Origin of the sequence: Enterovirga aerilata (assembly GCF_013044135.1) — a bacterium.
GTDB lineage: Bacteria > Pseudomonadota > Alphaproteobacteria > Rhizobiales > Beijerinckiaceae > Enterovirga > Enterovirga aerilata.
In genome coordinates this window covers 49,371-68,183 of record NZ_JABEPP010000007.1, presented here as the reverse complement: position 1 = coordinate 68,183, position 18,813 = coordinate 49,371, and the positions used below count along the sequence as shown (strand labels likewise).

Here is an 18,813-nt window from a genome sequence, read left to right as displayed (position 1 = left end):
GATGACGCTCGAACCAGGTCAGTTCGTCAGCGCGCAGTCCTTCACGTAGGGATCGGCATAGTTCGAGAAGACCTTCTCGACGATCTGCGTCTCGTACTTGCCGTCCGCACGCTTTCCGACCTTCGTCAGGTAGAAGTCCTGGACGGGGAAGCCGTTGGCGCTGAACTTGAAGGAGCCGCGCAGGGAGGTGAAGTCCGCCTTGCGGAGCGCCGCCCGGACCGCGTCCTTGTTCGACAGGTCGCCCTTCACGCCCCGCACGGCGGAGTCGATCAGGAGCCCGGCATCATAGGCCTGGAAGGCATAGGTCGCGGGCACCGCATTATGGGCGGCCACGTAGGCGTCCACGAACTTCTTGTTCTGCGGCGTGTCGAGGTTCGGGGCCCAGTTCGAGCCGGCGAACATGCCGAGCGCGGCCTCGCCCTGCGCCGGCAGCGTCGCCTCGTCCACCGTGAAGGCCGAGAAGACCGGGATGGTGAGCCCCGCCTGCCTGTACTGCTTCACCAGGTTCACGCCCATGCCACCGGGCATGAAGGTGTAGATCGCGTCCGGCTTCATGGAGGCGATCTTCGCGAGCTCCGACTGGAAATCGAGCGTGTTCAGCGGGACGTAGGATTCCTCGAGCACCTCGCCCTTGAAGTCGCGCTTGAACCCGGCCATCGCGTCCTTGCCGGCCTGGTAGTTCGGCGCGAGCAGATAGACCTTCTTGTAGCCGCGGTCCTGGGCGACCTTGCCCGAGATCTGATGCACCTGGTCGTTCTGATAGGAGGTCGCGAAGAAGAACGGGTTGCAGGACTTGCCGGCGAGCGCCGAGGAGCCGGCATTCGGGCTGATGAGGAAGGTCTGGGAATCCGTCACCGGCTTGGCGATGGCGCCGAGCACGTTCGAGAAGATCGGACCCACGACGAAATCGACCTTGTCGCGCTCCAGGAGCCCCTTCACCTTGGTGACGGCCACGTCGGGCTTCAGCTCGTCGTCCACGACGATCAGCTCGACCTCCTTGCCGCCGACCTTCCCGCCGAGATCCTTGAAGGCCATCTCCAGACCGTTCCTGGCCTGCTGCCCGAGCACGGCGGAGGGGCCGGAGAGGGTGACGATGAGACCGACCTTCACCTTGTCCTGAGCGATCGCGCCGGTCGAGGCGAGCGCTCCCATGGCTACCGCGAAACCGAAACCTGCTAGCCGTTTCATCGCTGCTCCCCGTGTTCTCTGCGCCCGTTCCTGTCCGTCGGGCCTCCCCGGGTCGGTTGTCGGTCAGGCCACGTTCCTCCGCAAGTGCAGGAGCCGTGCCGGACGTCTTGCCAGCCGATATTTGAAGCTTAAAGTAAAGTCGCTTCCGCCCGCAAGAGACCTGCGGCCGGGGCTCGGGGGTCGATGTGGCGGGACCGCTTACAGGACGGCAGGCGCTCGTGACCGGCGGCAGCCGGGGCATCGGGCGCGCGGTCGCGGCGGCGCTGACGGCGGCGGGAGCGACGGTCACGGTGCTCGGCCGGGACCGGAGCGCGCTCGAAGGCGTCGTCGCCGCCGGGGAGGCGCATGGCTTCGCGACCGCCGACGTCTCGGACCGCGCCGCCTTGCGGGCCGCGGTCGCCGGGATGGAGCGTCCCGTCGATCTGCTCGTGGCGAATGCGGGCGGCGCCGTCTCCAAGCCCTTCGGCCGGACGGAGGAGCAGGACTTCTCCGCCATGCTGGGCGTGAACCTGATGGGCGTCGTGAACGCGGTCCAGGCCGTCCTGCCGGGCATGACCGAGCGGGGCTTCGGCCGGATCGTAGCGGTGGCGTCCACGGCCGGGCTGAAGGGCTATCCCTATGTGACCGCCTATTGCGCGGCCAAGCACGCCGTCCTGGGCCTCGTCCGGTCGTTGGCGCTGGAGCTCGCGAGAACCGGCGTCACGGTGAACGCGGTCTGCCCCGGCTTCACCGACACGGATCTGGTCGCGACCTCGCTCGACCGCATCGTCGAGAAGACCGGGCGGACGCGGGACGAGGCCTTGGCGGAGCTCACCAGGTCCAATCCGCAAGGCCGGCTCGTGCGGCCCGCCGAGGTCGCCGACGCGGTGACCTGGCTGTGCGGCGCCGGGGCCGGGGCGGTGACCGGGCAGGCGATCGCGGTGGCGGGAGGCGAGGTCTGATGGATCACGCCCTGGTATCCCCCGAGCATCCGATCGATGCCGAGACGATTGCGGCCGAGCGCCCGGGCGATCACCGCGCGGAGCTCCGGCTGTGGCTGCGCCTCCTCACCTGCACGACCATGATCGAGGGCGAGATCCGGCGCCGGCTCAGGCGCGATTTCGACGTGACGCTGCCCCGCTTCGACCTGATGGCCCAGCTCGACAAGGCCGCCGACGGGATGACGCTCTCCGACCTTTCCAAGCGCATGATGGTGTCGAACGGCAATCTCACGGGCCTCGTCGACCGGCTCGTGGCTTCGGGCCACGTCGCGCGGCGCGCGAGCGAGACGGACCGCCGCGCGCAGGTCATCAGCCTGACCGATCTCGGCCGGGCCGAGTTCCGGGCCATGGCGGAGGCGCATGAAGGCTGGATCGCCGAGATGTTCGCCGGGCTGAGCCGCGACCGCGTGGAACGCCTGATGGAGCTTCTCGCCCGCACCAAGAACTCCGTCCGCGAGGCGAGCCGCGATGCCTGACCGGAGCTTCCTCGCCTGGCCCTTCTTCGAGGAGCGGCACCGCATATTCGCGGAGGCGCTGAGGGAATGGGCGCGCGAGACGGTGCCCCCCCTCGTCGATCATCATGACGTGGACGGCTCCTGCCGGCGCCTGGTCGCCGCTCTCGGCGAGGGCGGCTGGCTCGAAGCCGCCGTGCCCGGCTCGGATGGCGGCGAAGGCCGTCACGACGTGCGCACGCTCTGCCTGGCGCGCGAGATCCTGGCCTACGAGAGCGGGCTCGCCGATTTCGCCTTCGCCATGCAGGGGCTTGGGACGGGGCCGATCGTGCTCTTCGGCTCGCCGGAGCTGAAGCGGCGCTACCTGCCGGCGGTCGGGGAAGGGACGCGGATCGCCGCCTTCGCGCTCTCCGAACCCGATGCCGGGTCGGACGTCGCCGCCCTGTCCACGACGGGCATGCCGGACGGCAACACGCATGTCCGGCTCGACGGCGTGAAGACCTGGATCTCGAACGGGGGCATCGCGGACCAGTACGTGGTCTTCGTCCGCACGGGCGAGGCGCCGGGCGCGCGCGGGCTTTCGGCCTTCGTGGTCGATGCGGACACGCCCGGCCTGACCATCGAGGAGCGGATCGAGGTGGTGGCTCCCCACCCGTTGGCGACGCTCCGCTTCGAGAATTGCCGCGTCCCGGTGGAGCGCCGCATCGGCGGCCCCGGCGATGGCTTCAGGATCGCGATGGCGACCCTCGACGTGTTCCGCTCGACGGTCGGGGCGGCTGCGCTGGGGCTTGCGCGGCGCGCGCTCGACGAGGGGCTGCGCCACGCTTCGACGCGCAAACTTTTCGGCGCACCGCTCGGCGATCTTCAGCTCACCCAGGCGGGGCTCGCCGACATGGCGACGGCCGTCGATGCCTCCGCGCTCCTCGTCTATCGAGCCGCCTGGACCAAGGACGGTGGCGCGGAACGCGTCACGCGCGAGGCGGCGATGGCCAAGATGCACGCCACCGAGAGCGCCCAGGGCGTGATCGATCGCGCCGTGCAGATCTTCGGCGGGCTCGGCGTGACCAAGGGAGTCAAGGTCGAGGAGCTCTACCGCGAGATCCGGGCGCTCCGGATCTACGAGGGAGCGACGGAGGTGCAGAAAGTGGTGATCGCACGCGACCTCCTCAAAGGCGCAGGCGGACAGGCCGCCCGATAAGGACGCCGGGGAGCGGAGCGCTGGGACAGAGATAAGGGGACCGGACGATGACGCGCTCAGCCCATGTCGACACCTTCGCGGCGGACAACCTGCCGCCGCGCGAGCAATGGCCGGTGATCCTCACCGACCACCCTGCCTACCAGTACCCGGAGCGGCTCAACTGCGTCGTCCCGCTGCTCGACCGCTGGGTGGAGGAGGGCCAAGGCGACCGGCCCTGCCTGTTCAGCCCCGACGAGAACCTCACCTATGCGCAGCTGCACGAGAGGGTGAACCGGATCTGCAACGTGCTCGTCCACGACCTCGGGATGGTGCCGGGCTCGCGGCTGTTCCTCCGCTCGGCGAACAATCCCTGGATGGTCGCGACCTATCTCGCTGGGCTGAAGGCCGGGATGGTCGTCGTCGCGACCATGCCGCTGCTGCGCGCGAAGGAGATCGCCTTCCCGATCAACAAGGCGAGGATCGCCGTCGCGCTCTGCGACCACAAGCTCGCCGACGAGATGGAAAGGGCCCGGCCGATGACCCCGGGGCTCGAACACGTCGTCTATTGGGGCGGCGGAGGACCGGATTCGCTGGAAGCGCTCGCCGCGAAAGCATCACCCGAGTTCAGGGCGGTCGACACGGCGGCCGACGACGTCTGCCTGATCGCCTTCACGTCGGGCACGACCGGCGAGCCGAAGGGCTGCATGCATTTCCATCGCGACATGCTCGCGATCTGCGACGGCTTCTCGCAGATGATCCTGCGGCCCGACCCGTCGGACCGTTTCATCGGATCGGCACCCTTCGCCTTCACGTTCGGGCTTGGGATCGTACTCTTTCCCATGCGGATCGGCGCATCCTTCGTCGTGGTCGAGAAGGCCGGGCCGGACGACCTGCCGCCCGCCATCGAGCGCTTCAAGGCCACCATCTGCTTCACGGCGCCGACCGCGTACCGGGCGATGATCCCGAAGCTCACCGAATACGACATGTCCTCGCTCCGCAAATGCGTCTCCGCGGGGGAGTCGCTGCCGCGCGGCACCTTCGAGGCTTGGCTGAAGGCGACCGGGATCAAGCTCATCGACGGGATCGGCGGGACGGAGGTCCTGCACATCTACATTTCCTCCCCCGAGGACGAGATCAGGCCGGGCTCCACGGGCCGCGTCATCCCGGGCTACCAGGCGAAGATCGTCGACGACGAGGGCCGCGACCTGCCGCCCGGCACGGTCGGCAAGCTCGCGCTGCGCGGCCCGATCGGCTGCCGCTATCTCGATGACCCGCGCCAGACCCGCTACGTCCAGAATGGCTGGAACCTGCCGGGTGACAGCTTCATCATGGATGAGGACGGCTACTTCTGGTACCAGGCGCGGTCCGACGACATGATCATCTCCGCTGGCTACAACATCGCCGGCCCGGAGGTAGAGGCGGCCCTGATCACCCACCCGGCCGTCGTCGAATGCGGCGTCGTCGGTGCGCCCGACGCCGATCGCGGCCATATCGTCAAGGCCTACGTCGTGCTGGCGCCGGGCTACACGGGCGATGCCGCGCTCGTCAGGGAGCTGCAGGACCACGTCAAGGCCGAGATCGCGCCCTACAAGTATCCGCGCGCGGTCGAGTTCGTCTCCGAGCTTCCGAAGACGCCCTCGGGCAAGCTGCAGCGTGTAGCTTTGCGCCAACGCGCCCAGGCGGAAGGCAAGCAGGCCCCGGCAGCCGCATGAGCGCCCCCGCCGCTGCCCGGCGTGGGCCGCCCCCGCCGGACAGCCTTCCGGCCGGCGTCTGGCGGACCGAGACCCGGATCCGCTTCTCGCATTGCGACCCGGCCGGAATCGTCTATTTCGCGCGCTACTTCGACCTCATGAACGGGGTCGTGGAGGACTGGTTCTCCGGTGCGCTCGGGCTCGACTATGCGGAATTCATCGGGCCGCGACGGATCGGGCTCGGCTACGCCTCCTGCGAGGCGGATTTCGCCGCGCCCGGCTTCATGGGTGACCGGATCACCTTCGCGGTGCTGGTCGAGCGGATCGGCGGCGCCTCGCTGACGCTCCGCATCCACGCCTACCGGAAACGGGACCCCGTCCTGTCCGCCCGGCTCACCATCGTCACGACGTCGCTTGTCGAGCATCGCGCGATCCCGATCCCCGGCGATCTGCGTTCTGCCCTCGAGCGATACCAGGGAGAAACGCAATGACCGCTGCACCGCAGCGCGCCGCCGCCGAGGCGGAGGATGACGGGCCGACGATCCTGCAGCCGCCAGGCTGGCCGAAGCCGCGCGGCTATTCCAACGGCATGATGGCCGAGGGCCGTGTGCTGGTGACCGGCGGCATCGTCGGGTGGGATACGGCGGGCCGCTTCCCCGAGACCTTCGCCGAGCAGGCGCGGCAGACCCTCGCCAATATCCGGTCGATCCTCGCCGAGGGCGGCGCCGAGCCGCGCCACATCGTCCGGCTCACCTGGTACGTGACGGATATCGAGGAATATCTCGCCTCCGGAAAGGATCTCGGCCGCGCCTATCGGGAGGTGGTCGGCGCGCATTACCCCGCCATGGCGGTCGTCCAGGTGGTGCGTCTGGTGGAGCGTGACGCGAAGGTCGAGATCGAAGCGACGGCGGTCGTGCCCACTGCCAATGCGGCTGGATCGGCCGCGCATGTTGCATGAGATCGCGGCAGAGGGAGTTGTTTGAAGCCTAAACTATCTCCTTCAAGGGCCGCGACGACGTGCTAGGTTCGATCCCATGATCGCCATTTCGGGCGTCACCAAGACGTTCCAGCGCCGCGGCGGGGGCACGCATCTCGCCATCGATTCCATCGACCTTCAGGTCGCGGAAGGAGAGTTCGTCTCGATCCTGGGGCCGTCCGGCTGCGGGAAGTCGACCCTCCTCTACATCGTGGGCGGCTTCGTGCCGCCCTCGCGCGGCTCGATCACGGTATCCGGACGGCCGGTCACCGGCCCGGGGCCGGATCGTGGCCCTGTCTTCCAGGAATTCGCGCTCTTCCCCTGGAAGACCGTGCTCGGCAATGTCGCCTACGGCCTGCGCGAAGCCGGGATGCGCAAGCGCGAGGCCGAGAGGCAGGCCGAGGCGCTGATCGCCCGCGTCGGGCTGAAGGGCTACGAGAGCTTCTACCCGAAGGAGCTGTCGGGCGGCATGAAGCAGCGCGTCGCGATCGCCCGCACGCTCGCGTACAACCCCGCCATCCTCCTCATGGACGAGCCTTTCGGGGCGCTCGATGCGCATACCCGCGTGCGGCTGCAGAACGAGCTCCTCGAGCTCTGGGAGCGCGACCGCAAGACGGTGCTCTTCGTCACGCATGCGGTGGACGAGGCCGTCTTCCTGTCCGACCGCGTGGTCGTGATGAGCCGTCAGCCGGGGCGCATCAAAGCGATCGTCGACATCGATCTGCCGCGGCCCCGGCATCGCGACGAGCTCCTCCTGCAATCGCGCTACCAGCATCTCGTGATCGAGCTCGAGCGCATGATCGAGGATCCGCCCGAGGAGATCCGGCCGTGACCGCCGCCGCGCTCGCCACGCGGACCCGGGCGACCCTGCTGCCGGGGCTGCCGCCCCTCCTGGCCTGCCTCGCCCTGCTCCTCGCCTGGCAGCTCTATGCCAGGACCCTGTCAATGGGGGGCATCCCGGACGCGCTGTCGACCATCCGTGAGCTGCCCGCGATCCTGGGCGACCGGGAGTCGCTCGCCGACATTCTCGATTCCATCCGCCGGATGGCGATCGGCTTCGCCATCGCGTTGGCCTTCTCGGTCCCGCTCGGGCTCTTCATGGGACGGAGCCGGACCGTCGCGGCGATGGTCAACCCGCTCCTCATGATCACCTACCCGGTGCCGAAGGCCGCGCTGATGCCGATCATCATGCTGTGGTTCGGCGTGGGCGACGCCTCGAAGCTCCTCGTCATCGTGCTGGGCGTGAGCCTTCCCGTCATCTACCACGCCTACCAGGGCGCCCGGGCCGTGGAGGAGAAGATGCTCTGGTCGGCGCGCGCCATGGGCATGTCCGGACCCGCGCGGCTCGCCCGGATCGTCCTGCCGGCGTCGCTGCCCGAGATTCTCGTCGGCTGCCGTACCGGGATCGTGCTCGCGCTCATCACCATGATCACGAGCGAGATGATCGCCCGCCAGACCGGGGCCGGGAACATCCTCTTCAACGCCCTCGACATGGCGCAATACGAGACGGTCTATGCCATGATCCTGGTCATCTCCGCGCTCGGCATCGTGCTGGACATGCTGTTCGAGTATGTCCGCGGGCTCCTCACCGGCTGGGCCGAGCCGCGGCACGATCTCTTGGCGCCGTCGCTGTGACCGCGCTCGCCCGCAACGAGGCGCTGATCGGCGCCATACCGATCCTCGGCCTCCTCCTCGGCTGGCAGGCGGCGGTCTCGGCCGGCGTCGCGCCGTCCGCGCTCCTCCCCTCGCCGGTCGCCGTCTTCGGCCGCGTGGCCCAAAATCTCGGCGATCCCGATTTCCTGGGCCACACGGCCGTGACGCTCTACCGACTCTTCGTCGGCTTCCTGATCGCGCTGGCGATCGGCGTTCCGCTCGGCCTCGCCGGCGCCACGAACCGGATCGCCGGGGCGGCCCTGAAGCCGCTGGTGCGCGTGCTCGCGCCCGTGCCCAAGATCGCGCTCTACCCGGCCCTGATCCTGTCGCTCGGCTTCGACGACGCCTCCAAGATCGTGCTCGTGACCGCGGATGCGCTCTTCCCGATCCTGCTCGCGACCTTCCAGGGCGCCGCGATGGTGGAGCCAAAGCTCGTCTGGTCGGCGCGCGCGGCCGGCACCTCGCCCGCAGGCACGCTGCTGAAGGTGATCCTGCCCGCCACCCTTCCGTCCATTCTGACGGGCAGCCGGATCGCGCTCGTCGTCGCCTGCATCGTGGTGTTCCTCGCCGAGATGATCACCTCGACGGACGGGCTCGGCTACCTGCTCGTGCGCGCGGCGCGCAACTTTCAAACCGTCGACATGTTCGTGCCACTCATCGCGATCTCGGCGATCGGGCTCCTGCTGAATGGCGCGCTGGCGCTCACGCGGAAGAAGCTGCTGGTCGGATTCCCCGAGGAGGATTGACCCTTCGCGACATGCTAAGGGAATCTTACGGCCGCGGCTCGTAAACGCTCTGTTCAGGTCATTCTCAGGCAACGCTTCCCGGCTCGCGGGCGACGCGGCAAGCTCCTTCCGTCCAACGGAGGAGCCGACCATGACCGCCGCACTCGCACGGCTCACGACGCCCACGAACGACTTCACGATCGCCGAATTCCGCGAGAAGGCGAGAGCCGAGGGCTGGCCTTTCTGGCGCGGCGTCGCGGTCGGGTTCTGCGCGGCATTTCCGCTCGCCTACATGGCCTTCGGTGGAGAGAACATCTTCTTCGCTCTCTGAGGCCCCGCTTCAATCCTTCGTCGGAGCCGGCCGGCGTTGCAGCGCAGCAAGGGCCGCCATATCGTACCTGCCTCAAGCACCAGAACAGGCGGGGAAGCCATGGCGGCGGCTGTGCAACTCAAGGCCGGAAGGCCGAAGGCGCTCTACGAGCTCGGCGAGATACCGCCGCTCGGGCATGTGCCCGAGAAGATGTATGCCTGGGCCATCCGGCGCGAGCGGCACGGCCCGCCCGAGCAATCCATGCAGCTCGAGGTGGTCCCGACCTGGACCATCGCGGACGACGAGGTGCTCGTCCTCGTGATGGCCGCGGGGGTGAACTACAACGGCGTCTGGGCCGGGCTCGGCGAGCCGATCTCGCCTTTCGACGTCCACAAGGCGCCCTTCCACATCGCCGGCTCCGACGCGTCCGGCATCGTCTGGGCTGTCGGCGCCAAGGTGAAGCGCTGGAAGGTGGGGGACGAGGTCGTCGTCCACTGCAACCAGGACGACGGGGACGACGAAGAGTGCAACGGCGGCGACCCGATGCTGTCGCCGTCCCAGCGCATCTGGGGCTACGAGACGCCGGACGGCTCCTTCGCCCAGTTCTGCCGCGTGCAGTCGCGCCAGCTCATGCCGCGCCCCAGGCACCTCACCTGGGAGGAGAGCGCCTGCTACACGCTCACCCTCGCGACGGCCTACCGCATGCTCTTCGGCCACCAGGGCCACCGGCTGCGGCCCGGCCACAACGTCCTCGTGTGGGGCGCCTCCGGCGGACTCGGGGTGTTCGGCATCCAGCTCTGCGCGGCCGCCGGGGCGAACCCCATCGGGGTGATCTCCGATGAGACGAAGCGCGACTACGTCCTCGGGCTCGGCGCGAAGGGCGTCATCAACCGCAAGGACTTCAATTGCTGGGGCCAGCTGCCGAAGGTGAACTCGCCTGAATATGCGGACTGGACCAAGGAAGCGCGGAAATTCGGCAAGGCGATCTGGGACATCACCGGCAAGCGCGACGTCGACATCGTCTTCGAGCATCCGGGCGAGCAGACCTTTCCTGTCTCGACGCTCGTCGTGAAGCGGGGCGGCATGGTCGTGTTCTGCGCCGGCACCACGGGCTTCAACATCACCTTCGACGCCCGCTACGTCTGGATGCGGCAGAAGCGCATCCAGGGCTCCCACTTCGCCCACCTCAAGCAGGCGATGGCCGCGAACGAATTCGTCATCGACCGCAGGGTCGATCCCTGCATGAGCGAGGTTCTGCCCTGGGCCGAGATCCCGAAGGCGCACACCCTGATGTGGAAGAACCAGCACAAGCCCGGCAACATGGCCGTGCTCGTCAACTCGTCGCGGCCCGGCCTGAGGACGTTCGAGGACGTCGTGGAGGCGGAACAGGGCTGAGCGGTAGCCTGCAACCCTCGTCACAGCCCCTTCTCGAACCAGTGGTGGGCGTAGGGATTGTCGTTGAAGCGGGGGACCTCGGAGAAGCCCTCGCGACGATAGAAGGCCTGGGCCTCCTTGAGCGCGCCGTTGGTATCGAGGCGGAGCGCCGAGGCTCCGGCGCGGCGCGCATGCGCTTCGAGTTCGCGCAGCATGCGGCGCGCGAGGCCGAGACCGCGGGCGGCGGGTGCGACCCACATCCGCTTGATCTCGGCGATCCCGTCCCGGTGCAGCTTCAGGCCCGCGCAGCCGACCGGCTCGCCGGAGCGCCGGGCGACGAGAAACAGGCCGGTGGGCGGGGCCATGTCGCGGTCCGCAGCCGCGCCGCCAAGGCCGGGATCGAAGCCGCCCTCGAACCGCGCGGCGAGTTCGGCGAAATAGCGCTCCAGGCAGCGGAGCGCGTCCGGGCTCTCCGGATCCTCCGGCGAGAGCTCGATATCCGGGCCGGACGGCATAACGGTAGAGCCTAGCCCGCTTCCCGGGCCAGGAACTCGATCGCGGCCCTGACCCCGCCCGGCGCATGCGGAACGCCGAGCTGGAGGAAGGCGACCTCGAGCCCCGCGAGACAGCCGAGCACCATCGGCTCGTTCAGATCGCCGAGATGCCCGATCCGGAAGGCATGGCCAGAGAGACGGCCGAGCCCGCCCGCGACCGCGACGCCCAGCGTCTCGCGCGTATGCTTCCGGATCAGGTCGGCGTCGATCCCCTCCCCCGTCCGCACGGCCGTGACCGTGACGGCGCGCTGCTCCGGCAGGGCGGCGTTGAAGGACAGCGCGCCCGCCTCCGACCACACCTCGAGCGCCCGGTGGACGGCGCCGGCGAGCCGGCGATGGCGGGCGAAGATCGCCGGCAGACCCTCCTCGCCGATCATGTCGAGCGCCGCACGCAGCCCGAAGACGAGTTGCTCCGGCATCGTGCCGCAGAAGGCGCGGTAGTTCTCCTCAGCCATCCGGGTCTTCCAGTCCCAATAGCGGTGCTGGCGAGGCACGGAGGCGGCCGTCCGGATCGCCTTGTCGTTCGCGGCCAGGATCGCGAGGCCCGGCGGGCACATCAGCGCCTTCTGCGAGGCCGCGATCGCGACGTCGACGCCCCATGCGTCCATGTCGAAGGGCATGGCGGCGAGCGAGGCGATCGTGTCGGCGACGAGGAGCGCCGGATGTCCCGCCGCGTCGATTGCCTCGCGCACCGCCTTCACGTCGCTCGCCACCCCCGTCCCGGTATCGACCTGGACGGCGAGGACCGCCTTGATGCGCCGTCCGGTGTCACGGCGGAGCGTCCGCTCGATGTCGTTCGGATCGATCGCATGTCGCCAGTCGCCTTCGAGCGAGGCTACATCGAGCCCGAGCGCGCGCGCATGGTCGGCCCAGTTATTGGAGAAATGCCCGACCTCGGGGATGAGCACGGCATCTCCCGGCGCGCAGATATTGGCGAGCGCGGCCTCCCAGCCGCCATGCCCGTTCGCCGCGTAGATGAAGATCCGCCCCTTCGTGCGAAACACGCCGGCGAGATCGGCGAAGCAGGAATGCGCGATCTCCTTCAGCCGCCGGTCGACGAGGTCGAAGGGCTGGCGGTGCATCGCCGCCAGCACCCGGTCGGGAATATGCGTCGGCCCCGGGGAATGGAGAAACTCGTGGCCGCTCATGCCGTCTCCCAAAGCACCGTCCGCGGACGTGGAAACCGGTCCCGCGGCAGGATCATGCGCTCGCTGCGCGAAGGCGCGGGCTCCTCTTTACGGACAGAGCGTGCGCTTGTCCCGGCGGGAGATGCAGGGGCGCGTTGACTGTGCCGGCTACGAACGGAAGGGCTCAGCCGCGGATCTGCGCGACGGTTGTGGCCGATGCCGGGCGGGGCTCGACGACGATGCCGCGGGTCTGGACCGTCCGGGCGACGCTCTCGGCGACGTTGCGGCCGAGAGCATCCGCCATGCAGCGATAGCCGAGATCGCCCATGTGGAAGCCGTCCGCGGACAGCATGCGGTCGAGCAGTGCCGGATCGCGCTCCGCCCAGAGCTTCATGAGGCGGTAGCGCGAGAAGACGGGTATGCCATGCTCGCCCGCCACCGCGTTGACCATCGCCACATAGCGCTCGTAGCGCCCGGGATCGGCGATCCGGGGGAAGAACTGCTGGTCGACGATGACGAGGTCGGATCCGGCCGCGCGGACCAGCGAGATCCCGCGCTCCAGGAGGGAGCGGAAGCGCGCCTCGTCGCCGCCGGCGAGCGCATCGTTCGTGCCGACCTGCCACAGCACGAGGGCGGGCTTGGCGGGTTCGGCCATCAGGCGCTCAAGCCGGGCAAGGGTCTGGTCCGCCGTCTCGCCGCCGATCCCGGCATTCACCACCTCGACGCGGCGGCCGGACCAGGCGGCGCGCAGCTCGCGCTCGAGCTGGGCGGGATAGCTGCGCGCCGGGGCGCTCGCGCCCACCCCCTCCGTGGAGGAGGAGCCGATGGCGAGAAGCCGGACGGGCTTGTCCGAGGCAAGCCCCTCGGTGAGCGAGCGAAAGGAGGCCGGCCTGGACAGCGCCGCCCGCTCGGCCCCGCAGGCTTCGTCCGAGGCCCGCGCCGGCGCCGTCCCGATGGCGGCAACGAGCGCCGGCGCCGCGGCACATGCGGCTGCGAGGAGGCGCAAGCTTCCTCTCCGGACCGATCCGGCCTGTTTCTTCATCCTTGAAGTCGCCCCAAAGGAACGGGCAGTTCTGCCTCTGGGACGGATGGTCGGTTGGAGCGCTTGAACGCAGCCTGAACAGGCGGATCGCCGTTCCGGCGACGCCCGGACGCTCTCCGCTATTCCGGGGCGAACGGATTGCGGAAGCCGCCGGCGCGGGAGGGCGCCCTCGGCGGATGGTGGCGGGCGAGATAGTCGAGGACGACGTCCCGGTCAGCGCCCTGGATGTCCGCCATGCCGTGCCGCTGCACCATCCATGTCAGGGTGTCGTCCCAGCGCTCGCGCGTCATGCCCTGGTTCGAGACGAGCCTGTAGCCGTGGCAGGCCGAGCAGAGGCCGAAGGTCTCCTCCCGCCCCGGCGTGTCCGGCAGGTCCTCGATGCGTTCGTCCTGCGGCGTGAAGGCGGGACGCGGCGCCTGGGCGGCCGCGACGGATGCGAGAGCGGCCGCGCCGGACAGGAACGCGGCCCCGACCCGGAACCTGTTCGCCATGCGCCGGATCAGCCGACGAGGAGCGCGACCCGGTGCATGGCGTTGCCGCCGTAGCCCTGCGGGTTCCAGCCCGCCGCGACGGGCGGCTGCATCTTCCCGTTGGCATCCGTGCCGCGGGTCCAGATCTCGAAATAGCCGTCCGAGGGCAGGGCCAAGGTCGCGGTCCAGCGGTGCCAGTCGTAGGGGTTGCGCGGCGGCGCGAGCGCCGCCGGGCTCCAGGTCTGGCCGAAATCGACCGAGAGGTCGACGCGCGAGACCGCGAGGTCGCCCGCCCAGGCGGCGCCCCGGACGGCAATCTCGCGCGTGCCGGCCGGCAACCGCGTGCCGTTCGTCGGGGAGGTCGTGATGGAACGCACCGGCATCGATTCGAGAATGCGGAAATCCTTCTCGTCCGCCCTGGCGCCCGGCACCATCGGCCGGTTGGGCACCCGGTAGGAGGTGCCCGTCATGCCCTGGCCGTCATGCTCCCGGTCGCGCAGGGTGACCCGGGTCAGCCATTTGTGCGAGAGCGAGCCGGGCCAGCCGGGAACGAGGAGCCGCACCGGCCCGCCATGGATGTTCGGCAGAGGCTCGCCGTTCATGGCGAAGACGACGAGGGTGTGCTCGTCCATGGCCTTCGGCAGGCGCATGCCGCGCGAGAGCGAATCCTTGCTCGGATCACCCGAGAGATGCGGGTCCGCGCCGTAATGGGCCGTGTATGTCGCGCTGTCCTTCACGCCGGCGGCCCTGAGAAGATCGGCGAGCGGGACCCCGGTCCATTCCGCGCAGCCCGCGCCGCCATTCGTCCACGGGTTTCCCCGCGCCTCTGGCTGGAAGGCAGAGCGGCCGTTGCCGCCGCATTCGAGCACCATGCGGTAGGTGCGCGGGGCGAAGCGCGACTTCAGCTCCCCGAGCGTCAGTTCAAGGCGGCTGTTCACCTCGCCGTCGACGACGATCTTCCAGGAATCCGGGTTCGCCGGCGGCTCGGGGATCTGCCCGTTGTTGCGGATGAAGAACCTGGCCGTCGGCGTCGTCTCGTCGTCGAGCATATGCTCGGGCGTCTCGGCGACGAGCGGCCGTTCCCCGAGCACCACGAGGCCCTTCTCCTTGCCCGGGAAATCCAGGATCTGCGGACCCGCGGTCTTGCCGCCGCCGGACGGCGCCGTGCTCCCCTGCGCGAAGGCCGCCGGCAGCACCCCCGCGGGCAGGCTCGCCCCGAACGGGATCGCCGCCCCGAGGGCGACGCCGAGCCCGCCGAGGCTCGTCGCCTCCAGGAGCCCGCGCCGGTTCAGGGCGCGGCGCCCGAAAACGACGGCGTCCGCACGCTCGGGATCGCGCGCATAGAGTTCCGCGAGCGACCGCTCCAGCTTCTTCGCCATGTCCGTCCTCCCCGGGGGCCGCCGCGATCATGCGCCGCGTTCGGCCCTCTGCGGCCGATCCTAGCGCAGGTCGCGCGGCTGTGAAGCGGGCTCCCGTCTGCGGCCTTGTGCCCGCGCAACGAGGCGGCGCGGGGAGGCGTTGGTTGCGCGATGGCCGCACGGGCGGGCCGGGACAGCGGAGATCAGATGGCTTCCGACGAATTCGATTCCACCCGCCGCCTGCTCGTCGGCGGGCTGGCGACGGGCGCCGCTGCCGCGCTTGCCTCCCCCGCCCTGGCCCAGGCGCCGGCTTCTCCGCCGAGCCCGGCCGGCGGTGCGTCGTCCCAGCGGCTCGTCGACCCAACGGCGAAATACCCGAAACCGCCCTTCCCCAAGCAGGAGCAGCCCTGGCCGGGACTCGCCTCGCGGATGAATCCGCGCCCCGACCACGGCGAGACGAGCTACCGGGGCTCCGGCCGGCTCGCCGGGCGCAAGGCGCTGGTGACCGGCGGCGATTCCGGGATCGGCCGAGCCGCCGTGATCGCCTTCGCGCGGGAGGGCGCCGATGTGGCGATCAACTACCTGCCGGCCGAGGAGGAAGATGCGCGCGAGGTCGTCGAGCTCATCCGCCAGGCCGGCGGAAAGGGAGTCGCCCTGCCGGGAGACATCCGCGAGGAGGCGTTCTGCCAGAAGCTCGTGGCCGATGCCGTCCGGGAACTCGGCGGTCTCGACATCCTGGTGAACAACGCGGCCTTCCAGCGCCCGCGCAAGTCGATCCTCGACATCTCGTCGGAGGAGTTCGACCAGACCTTCAAGACGAATGTCTACGCGCCCTTCTGGATCACGAAGGCCGCCCTTCCTCACCTCAAGCCCGGCTCGGCCATCATCACGACGAGCTCGGTGAACGCCTACGATCCGGGCGAGAACCTCCTGGCCTATGCGTCGACCAAGGCCGTGAACATGAACTTCACGAAGTCGCTCGCCAAGCAGCTCGCGCCGAAGGGCATCCGGGTGAACGCGGTCGCGCCCGGTCCCGTCTGGACGCCCCTCCAGCCCTCCGGTGGGCAGTTCCCCGAGGATCTCCCGGATTTCGGCGCGACGAGCCCGATGGGCCGACCGGGCCAGCCGGCCGAGCTGGCGCCGCTCTTCGTCCTGCTCGCCTCCGACGAGGCGACCTTCTCGACCGGTCAGGTCTTCGGCGCCGTGGGTGGTCGCGGCGGCCCCTGACCCTGGCGTTCGGCTCACGGGCTGCCAGCTCGCGCTGGCAATGCCCATGCGCCGGCTGGGGCTGCCGAGACGAAGAGCGCAACGCCGAAAACGCCACGGCCCGGGGGCCGCGGCGCAATCATCATCGAAAGCCTGGCCGGTCAGGCCGGCGTTTGCGAGCCTAGAAGCCGACCCCGAGCGACGGCACGCTTTGCAGGCAGCCGATCCCTGAGCAGCGACGCTGCGCAAGGGGCCGGGCGTCGCGGTTCTGAACGGTCCGCACGACCTCGCCCTGCCGCGTCACCGCGGCGTCGCTCGTGCGCTCCTGCGCGGCCGCCGCCCCGGCCATTGCCGTGCCGGCGACAAGGGCCGCGGCGATCAGGCGTTTCATGCTACCCTCCGATGTCATTCGCCGGTAACAACCGGACGCGCGCGGGAGGGTTCCTGCCGGGGCGAGCGGAGGCCGCATTGCTGCCCTACGACGTCCACCGCCGCCTCTACGCCGCCGTCCTCTCGGATGTCCTCGACGGCATGGGGCTCCGCGAGCAGGCGATGCGGCCCTTCGTGCGGCCGCTCGACGAGGCGAGCCTGCTGTTCGGGCGCGCCAGGACCGGCCTCTACATGCCGGTCTATACGGTGCGGGAGGGCGAGAACCCCTACGAGGTCGAGATCGCCCTGGTGGACGACCTGAAGCCGGGGGAGGTGGCGGTCTTGGCTTGCGGCGGCCCGACGGACCGGATCGCGCCCTGGGGCGAGCTCCTGTCGACGGCCGCCCGGGCGCGCGGCGCCGCCGGCTGCGTCACGGACGGGCTGGTCCGCGACGTCCGGGCGATCCGCGCCATGGGCTTCCCGGTCTTCCACGGCGGCATCGGCCCGCTCGATTCCAAGGGCCGCGGCAGGATGATGGAGGCCGACATGCCGGTCGCCTGCGGCGGCGTCCTGGTCAATCCCGGCGACTACGTGTTCGGCGACGCGGACGGTGTCGTGGTCATCCCCGCGGCCGTCGCCGGCGAGACGTTCGAGGCCGCCCTCGCCAAGGTCGATGCCGAGACCGACACGCGCGACGAGCTCGCGGCCGGCGCGACGCTCGCCGAGGTCTTCCGGCGACGCGGCGTCCTCTGAGGCGGGCCGCCGAGCGCCGCGCGCGCTCAGCCCGTTCCGTCGCCGGCGTCTTCATCGAGCAGGCGGCTGCGGATGTCGTCCGGCGCCGACGGTGTGACGGGCCGCCTTGCGCGCCCTACTCCGCCCCGACGCAGTTCGCGTAGAAGGTCGTGGTGGCCGGCCAGTCGGAGAAGACGCCGATCACCCCGACGTCGCGATGGAGCACGTCGAGCAGCGCCAGCATGTCGCCGTCGCGGTCCACCACCGGCCTGATCGTCCGGTAATAGTAGCCGCCGCCGGCCTTGAGCGGACCGGAACGCTCGAGCGACCAGGCGATGAGCCCGAGCCCGGCCTTTTTCGCCTCGAGCGCATAGGCGGATGGCACGATCCGGCCGCCCTCCCCGACGGTGACCAGCATGGAAAGCGCCGGAGCGAGGATCCGCACGCCCCGGCCGGCGAGCTCGGCCATGCTCGGCGTCCAGGTCTCGGGGCGCATGTTGTCGAAGCCGGCCTCGGTGTCGTCCCGCTCGTCCAGGAACACGGCCTGCCTGCCGAATTCGGGCTCCCTGGCGATCCAGTAGAGGACGTCGCGGAGCTGGAAGCTCTGCGGATACACGTCCGCGGCCGGGACGCCGGCCTCCTTGTACTCGTCGATGACCTGCTGCGCGTAGCGGTCCTGCGTGTAGGAGCCCTGGAAGGGCATCGGCACCTCGGGCGCCTTGAGCTCGGGCGTGAACCTGCGCCCCAGCGACTTCACCAGCGCGATGTATTCCTTGTGCGTCATCAGCGTGCCGGTGGTGGCGTACAGGTCGGTGCGCCAGCGCGGGGTCGCGTTCATGTAGGCCTCGACCGTCACGGCGTTCGGATCGAAGGCGTCCATCTTGCCGTTGAGCGACTTGAATTCGGCCACGGTGAGGTCGCTCGTGCAGCATTTCGCGGACGCCTTGCGGCCCGTTGCCGGGTCGGCCGGCGAGAACGGCTGCGAGCATTTCGCGGCGAGATCCGGCCGGGCCAGGATGTCCGTCGTGGTGTGCAGGTCGCATTGCGCGTGCCGGCAGACGAGCTGGCGGTCCTTCGTGAAGGCCACGTCGCATTCGATGATGCCGGCGCCCATGCGGGCGGCGGCCAGCACGCCCTCGCGGGTATGTTCCGGGAACTGCAGCGGCGCGCCGCGATGCGAGATGGAGAAATTGCGCGTCGTGTAGGCGCGGTCGGCTCCGCATTGCCTGAGCCGGTCCTGAAGCGGGCCCGGCTTCATGGAATCGACGAGATAGAACGGCCGCGGCCCGAGCTGGGCCGCGGCTCCGCCCTCCGCGGCGGCGCTCCCCTGCCCCGCCGCGAGCATGGCCAGCAGCATCCCTCCGAACCGGCAGAAGCTCGACATGGTCCCTCCCGTCGCGTCCGGAGCATGGCTAGGGCGGGCGCGTGA

Annotated in this window: 21 protein-coding genes; 13 read left to right on the top strand and 8 right to left on the bottom strand. The window is 69.8% G+C overall.

Features of this window, described 5'->3' with window-relative positions:
- Positions 1–18: 18 nt before the first annotated feature.
- Positions 19–1,152: an ABC transporter substrate-binding protein gene (locus HJG44_RS21655; protein WP_430395092.1), complete on the bottom strand. Its 1,134-nt coding sequence runs from the start codon at positions 1,150–1,152 to the stop codon at positions 19–21.
- 221 nt (positions 1,153–1,373) lie between these two features.
- Here HJG44_RS21655 and HJG44_RS21650 point away from each other — a divergent pair, with 221 nt between their 5' ends.
- The 11 genes from HJG44_RS21650 (at position 1,374) to ccrA (ending at position 10,547) form a co-directional block, all read left to right on the top strand.
- The gene (locus HJG44_RS21650; protein WP_171220488.1) at positions 1,374–2,129 is read left to right on the top strand and encodes an SDR family NAD(P)-dependent oxidoreductase; all 756 of its coding nucleotides are present in this window, start codon (positions 1,374–1,376) and stop codon (positions 2,127–2,129) included.
- Positions 2,129–2,644: a MarR family winged helix-turn-helix transcriptional regulator gene (locus HJG44_RS21645; protein WP_171220487.1), complete on the top strand. Its 516-nt coding sequence runs from the start codon at positions 2,129–2,131 to the stop codon at positions 2,642–2,644. Before HJG44_RS21650 ends, HJG44_RS21645 begins: the two co-directional genes overlap by 1 nt.
- Positions 2,637–3,818, top strand: a complete 1,182-nt coding sequence (locus HJG44_RS21640) for an acyl-CoA dehydrogenase family protein (RefSeq protein WP_171220486.1) — start codon at positions 2,637–2,639, stop codon at positions 3,816–3,818. Before HJG44_RS21645 ends, HJG44_RS21640 begins: the two co-directional genes overlap by 8 nt.
- Positions 3,819–3,865: 47 nt before the next feature.
- A complete protein-coding gene (locus tag HJG44_RS21635; RefSeq protein ID WP_171220485.1) occupies positions 3,866–5,509 on the top strand; it encodes an AMP-binding protein in 1,644 nt (547 codons plus the stop codon).
- Entirely contained in the window at positions 5,506–5,979 is a 474-nt protein-coding gene (locus HJG44_RS21630) for an acyl-CoA thioesterase (protein WP_171220484.1), read from the top strand. Before HJG44_RS21635 ends, HJG44_RS21630 begins: the two co-directional genes overlap by 4 nt.
- Positions 5,976–6,446: a RidA family protein gene (locus HJG44_RS21625; protein WP_171220483.1), complete on the top strand. Its 471-nt coding sequence runs from the start codon at positions 5,976–5,978 to the stop codon at positions 6,444–6,446. Before HJG44_RS21630 ends, HJG44_RS21625 begins: the two co-directional genes overlap by 4 nt.
- A gap of 76 nt (positions 6,447–6,522) precedes the next feature.
- Positions 6,523–7,296: an ABC transporter ATP-binding protein gene (locus tag HJG44_RS21620; protein ID WP_171220482.1), complete on the top strand. Its 774-nt coding sequence runs from the start codon at positions 6,523–6,525 to the stop codon at positions 7,294–7,296.
- Positions 7,293–8,099 (top strand): ABC transporter permease, encoded by an 807-nt coding sequence (locus HJG44_RS21615; protein WP_346767237.1) that lies wholly within the window; start codon positions 7,293–7,295, stop codon positions 8,097–8,099. Before HJG44_RS21620 ends, HJG44_RS21615 begins: the two co-directional genes overlap by 4 nt.
- A complete protein-coding gene (locus tag HJG44_RS21610; protein WP_171220481.1) occupies positions 8,096–8,863 on the top strand; it encodes an ABC transporter permease subunit in 768 nt (255 codons plus the stop codon). The genes HJG44_RS21615 and HJG44_RS21610 overlap by 4 nt, the downstream gene beginning before the upstream one ends.
- Positions 8,864–8,993: 130 nt before the next feature.
- Positions 8,994–9,173 carry a hypothetical protein gene (locus HJG44_RS21605; RefSeq protein WP_171220480.1) on the top strand — a complete coding sequence of 60 codons (180 nt, stop codon included), beginning with the start codon at positions 8,994–8,996 and terminating at the stop codon, positions 9,171–9,173.
- Positions 9,174–9,272: 99 nt separating this feature from the next.
- On the top strand, positions 9,273–10,547 hold the full coding sequence (ccrA, locus tag HJG44_RS21600) for a crotonyl-CoA carboxylase/reductase (protein WP_171220479.1): 1,275 nt from the start codon (positions 9,273–9,275) through the stop codon (positions 10,545–10,547).
- 20 nt (positions 10,548–10,567) lie between these two features.
- On the opposite strand, the gene HJG44_RS21595 is transcribed toward ccrA, so the two are convergent.
- From HJG44_RS21595 to HJG44_RS21575, 5 genes are all read right to left on the bottom strand, one after another.
- Positions 10,568–11,041, bottom strand: a complete 474-nt coding sequence (locus HJG44_RS21595; protein ID WP_171220478.1) for a GNAT family N-acetyltransferase — start codon at positions 11,039–11,041, stop codon at positions 10,568–10,570.
- Between the two features lie 11 nt (positions 11,042–11,052).
- Positions 11,053–12,228, bottom strand: a complete 1,176-nt coding sequence (locus HJG44_RS21590) for a pyridoxal-phosphate-dependent aminotransferase family protein (RefSeq protein WP_171220477.1) — start codon at positions 12,226–12,228, stop codon at positions 11,053–11,055.
- A gap of 163 nt (positions 12,229–12,391) precedes the next feature.
- Positions 12,392–13,213: an SGNH/GDSL hydrolase family protein gene (locus HJG44_RS21585; RefSeq protein ID WP_171220476.1), complete on the bottom strand. Its 822-nt coding sequence runs from the start codon at positions 13,211–13,213 to the stop codon at positions 12,392–12,394.
- Positions 13,214–13,368: 155 nt separating this feature from the next.
- Positions 13,369–13,740 carry a hypothetical protein gene (locus tag HJG44_RS21580; RefSeq protein WP_171220475.1) on the bottom strand — a complete coding sequence of 124 codons (372 nt, stop codon included), beginning with the start codon at positions 13,738–13,740 and terminating at the stop codon, positions 13,369–13,371.
- 8 nt (positions 13,741–13,748) lie between these two features.
- Positions 13,749–15,098 (bottom strand): sulfite oxidase, encoded by a 1,350-nt coding sequence (locus HJG44_RS21575; protein ID WP_171220474.1) that lies wholly within the window; start codon positions 15,096–15,098, stop codon positions 13,749–13,751.
- Between the two features lie 186 nt (positions 15,099–15,284).
- On the opposite strand from HJG44_RS21575, the gene HJG44_RS21570 reads away from it, so the two are divergent.
- The gene (locus HJG44_RS21570; RefSeq protein WP_171220473.1) at positions 15,285–16,304 is read left to right on the top strand and encodes an SDR family oxidoreductase; all 1,020 of its coding nucleotides are present in this window, start codon (positions 15,285–15,287) and stop codon (positions 16,302–16,304) included.
- A 160-nt stretch (positions 16,305–16,464) separates the two neighbouring features.
- On the opposite strand, the gene HJG44_RS21565 is transcribed toward HJG44_RS21570, so the two are convergent.
- Positions 16,465–16,674 carry a hypothetical protein gene (locus HJG44_RS21565; RefSeq protein ID WP_171220472.1) on the bottom strand — a complete coding sequence of 70 codons (210 nt, stop codon included), beginning with the start codon at positions 16,672–16,674 and terminating at the stop codon, positions 16,465–16,467.
- A gap of 77 nt (positions 16,675–16,751) precedes the next feature.
- Here HJG44_RS21565 and HJG44_RS21560 point away from each other — a divergent pair, with 77 nt between their 5' ends.
- On the top strand, positions 16,752–17,405 hold the full coding sequence (locus HJG44_RS21560; protein WP_246736419.1) for an RraA family protein: 654 nt from the start codon (positions 16,752–16,754) through the stop codon (positions 17,403–17,405).
- A gap of 115 nt (positions 17,406–17,520) precedes the next feature.
- On the opposite strand, the gene HJG44_RS21555 is transcribed toward HJG44_RS21560, so the two are convergent.
- On the bottom strand, positions 17,521–18,729 hold the full coding sequence (locus HJG44_RS21555) for a glycerophosphodiester phosphodiesterase family protein (protein WP_246736437.1): 1,209 nt from the start codon (positions 18,727–18,729) through the stop codon (positions 17,521–17,523).
- Positions 18,730–18,813: the final 84 nt, after the last annotated feature.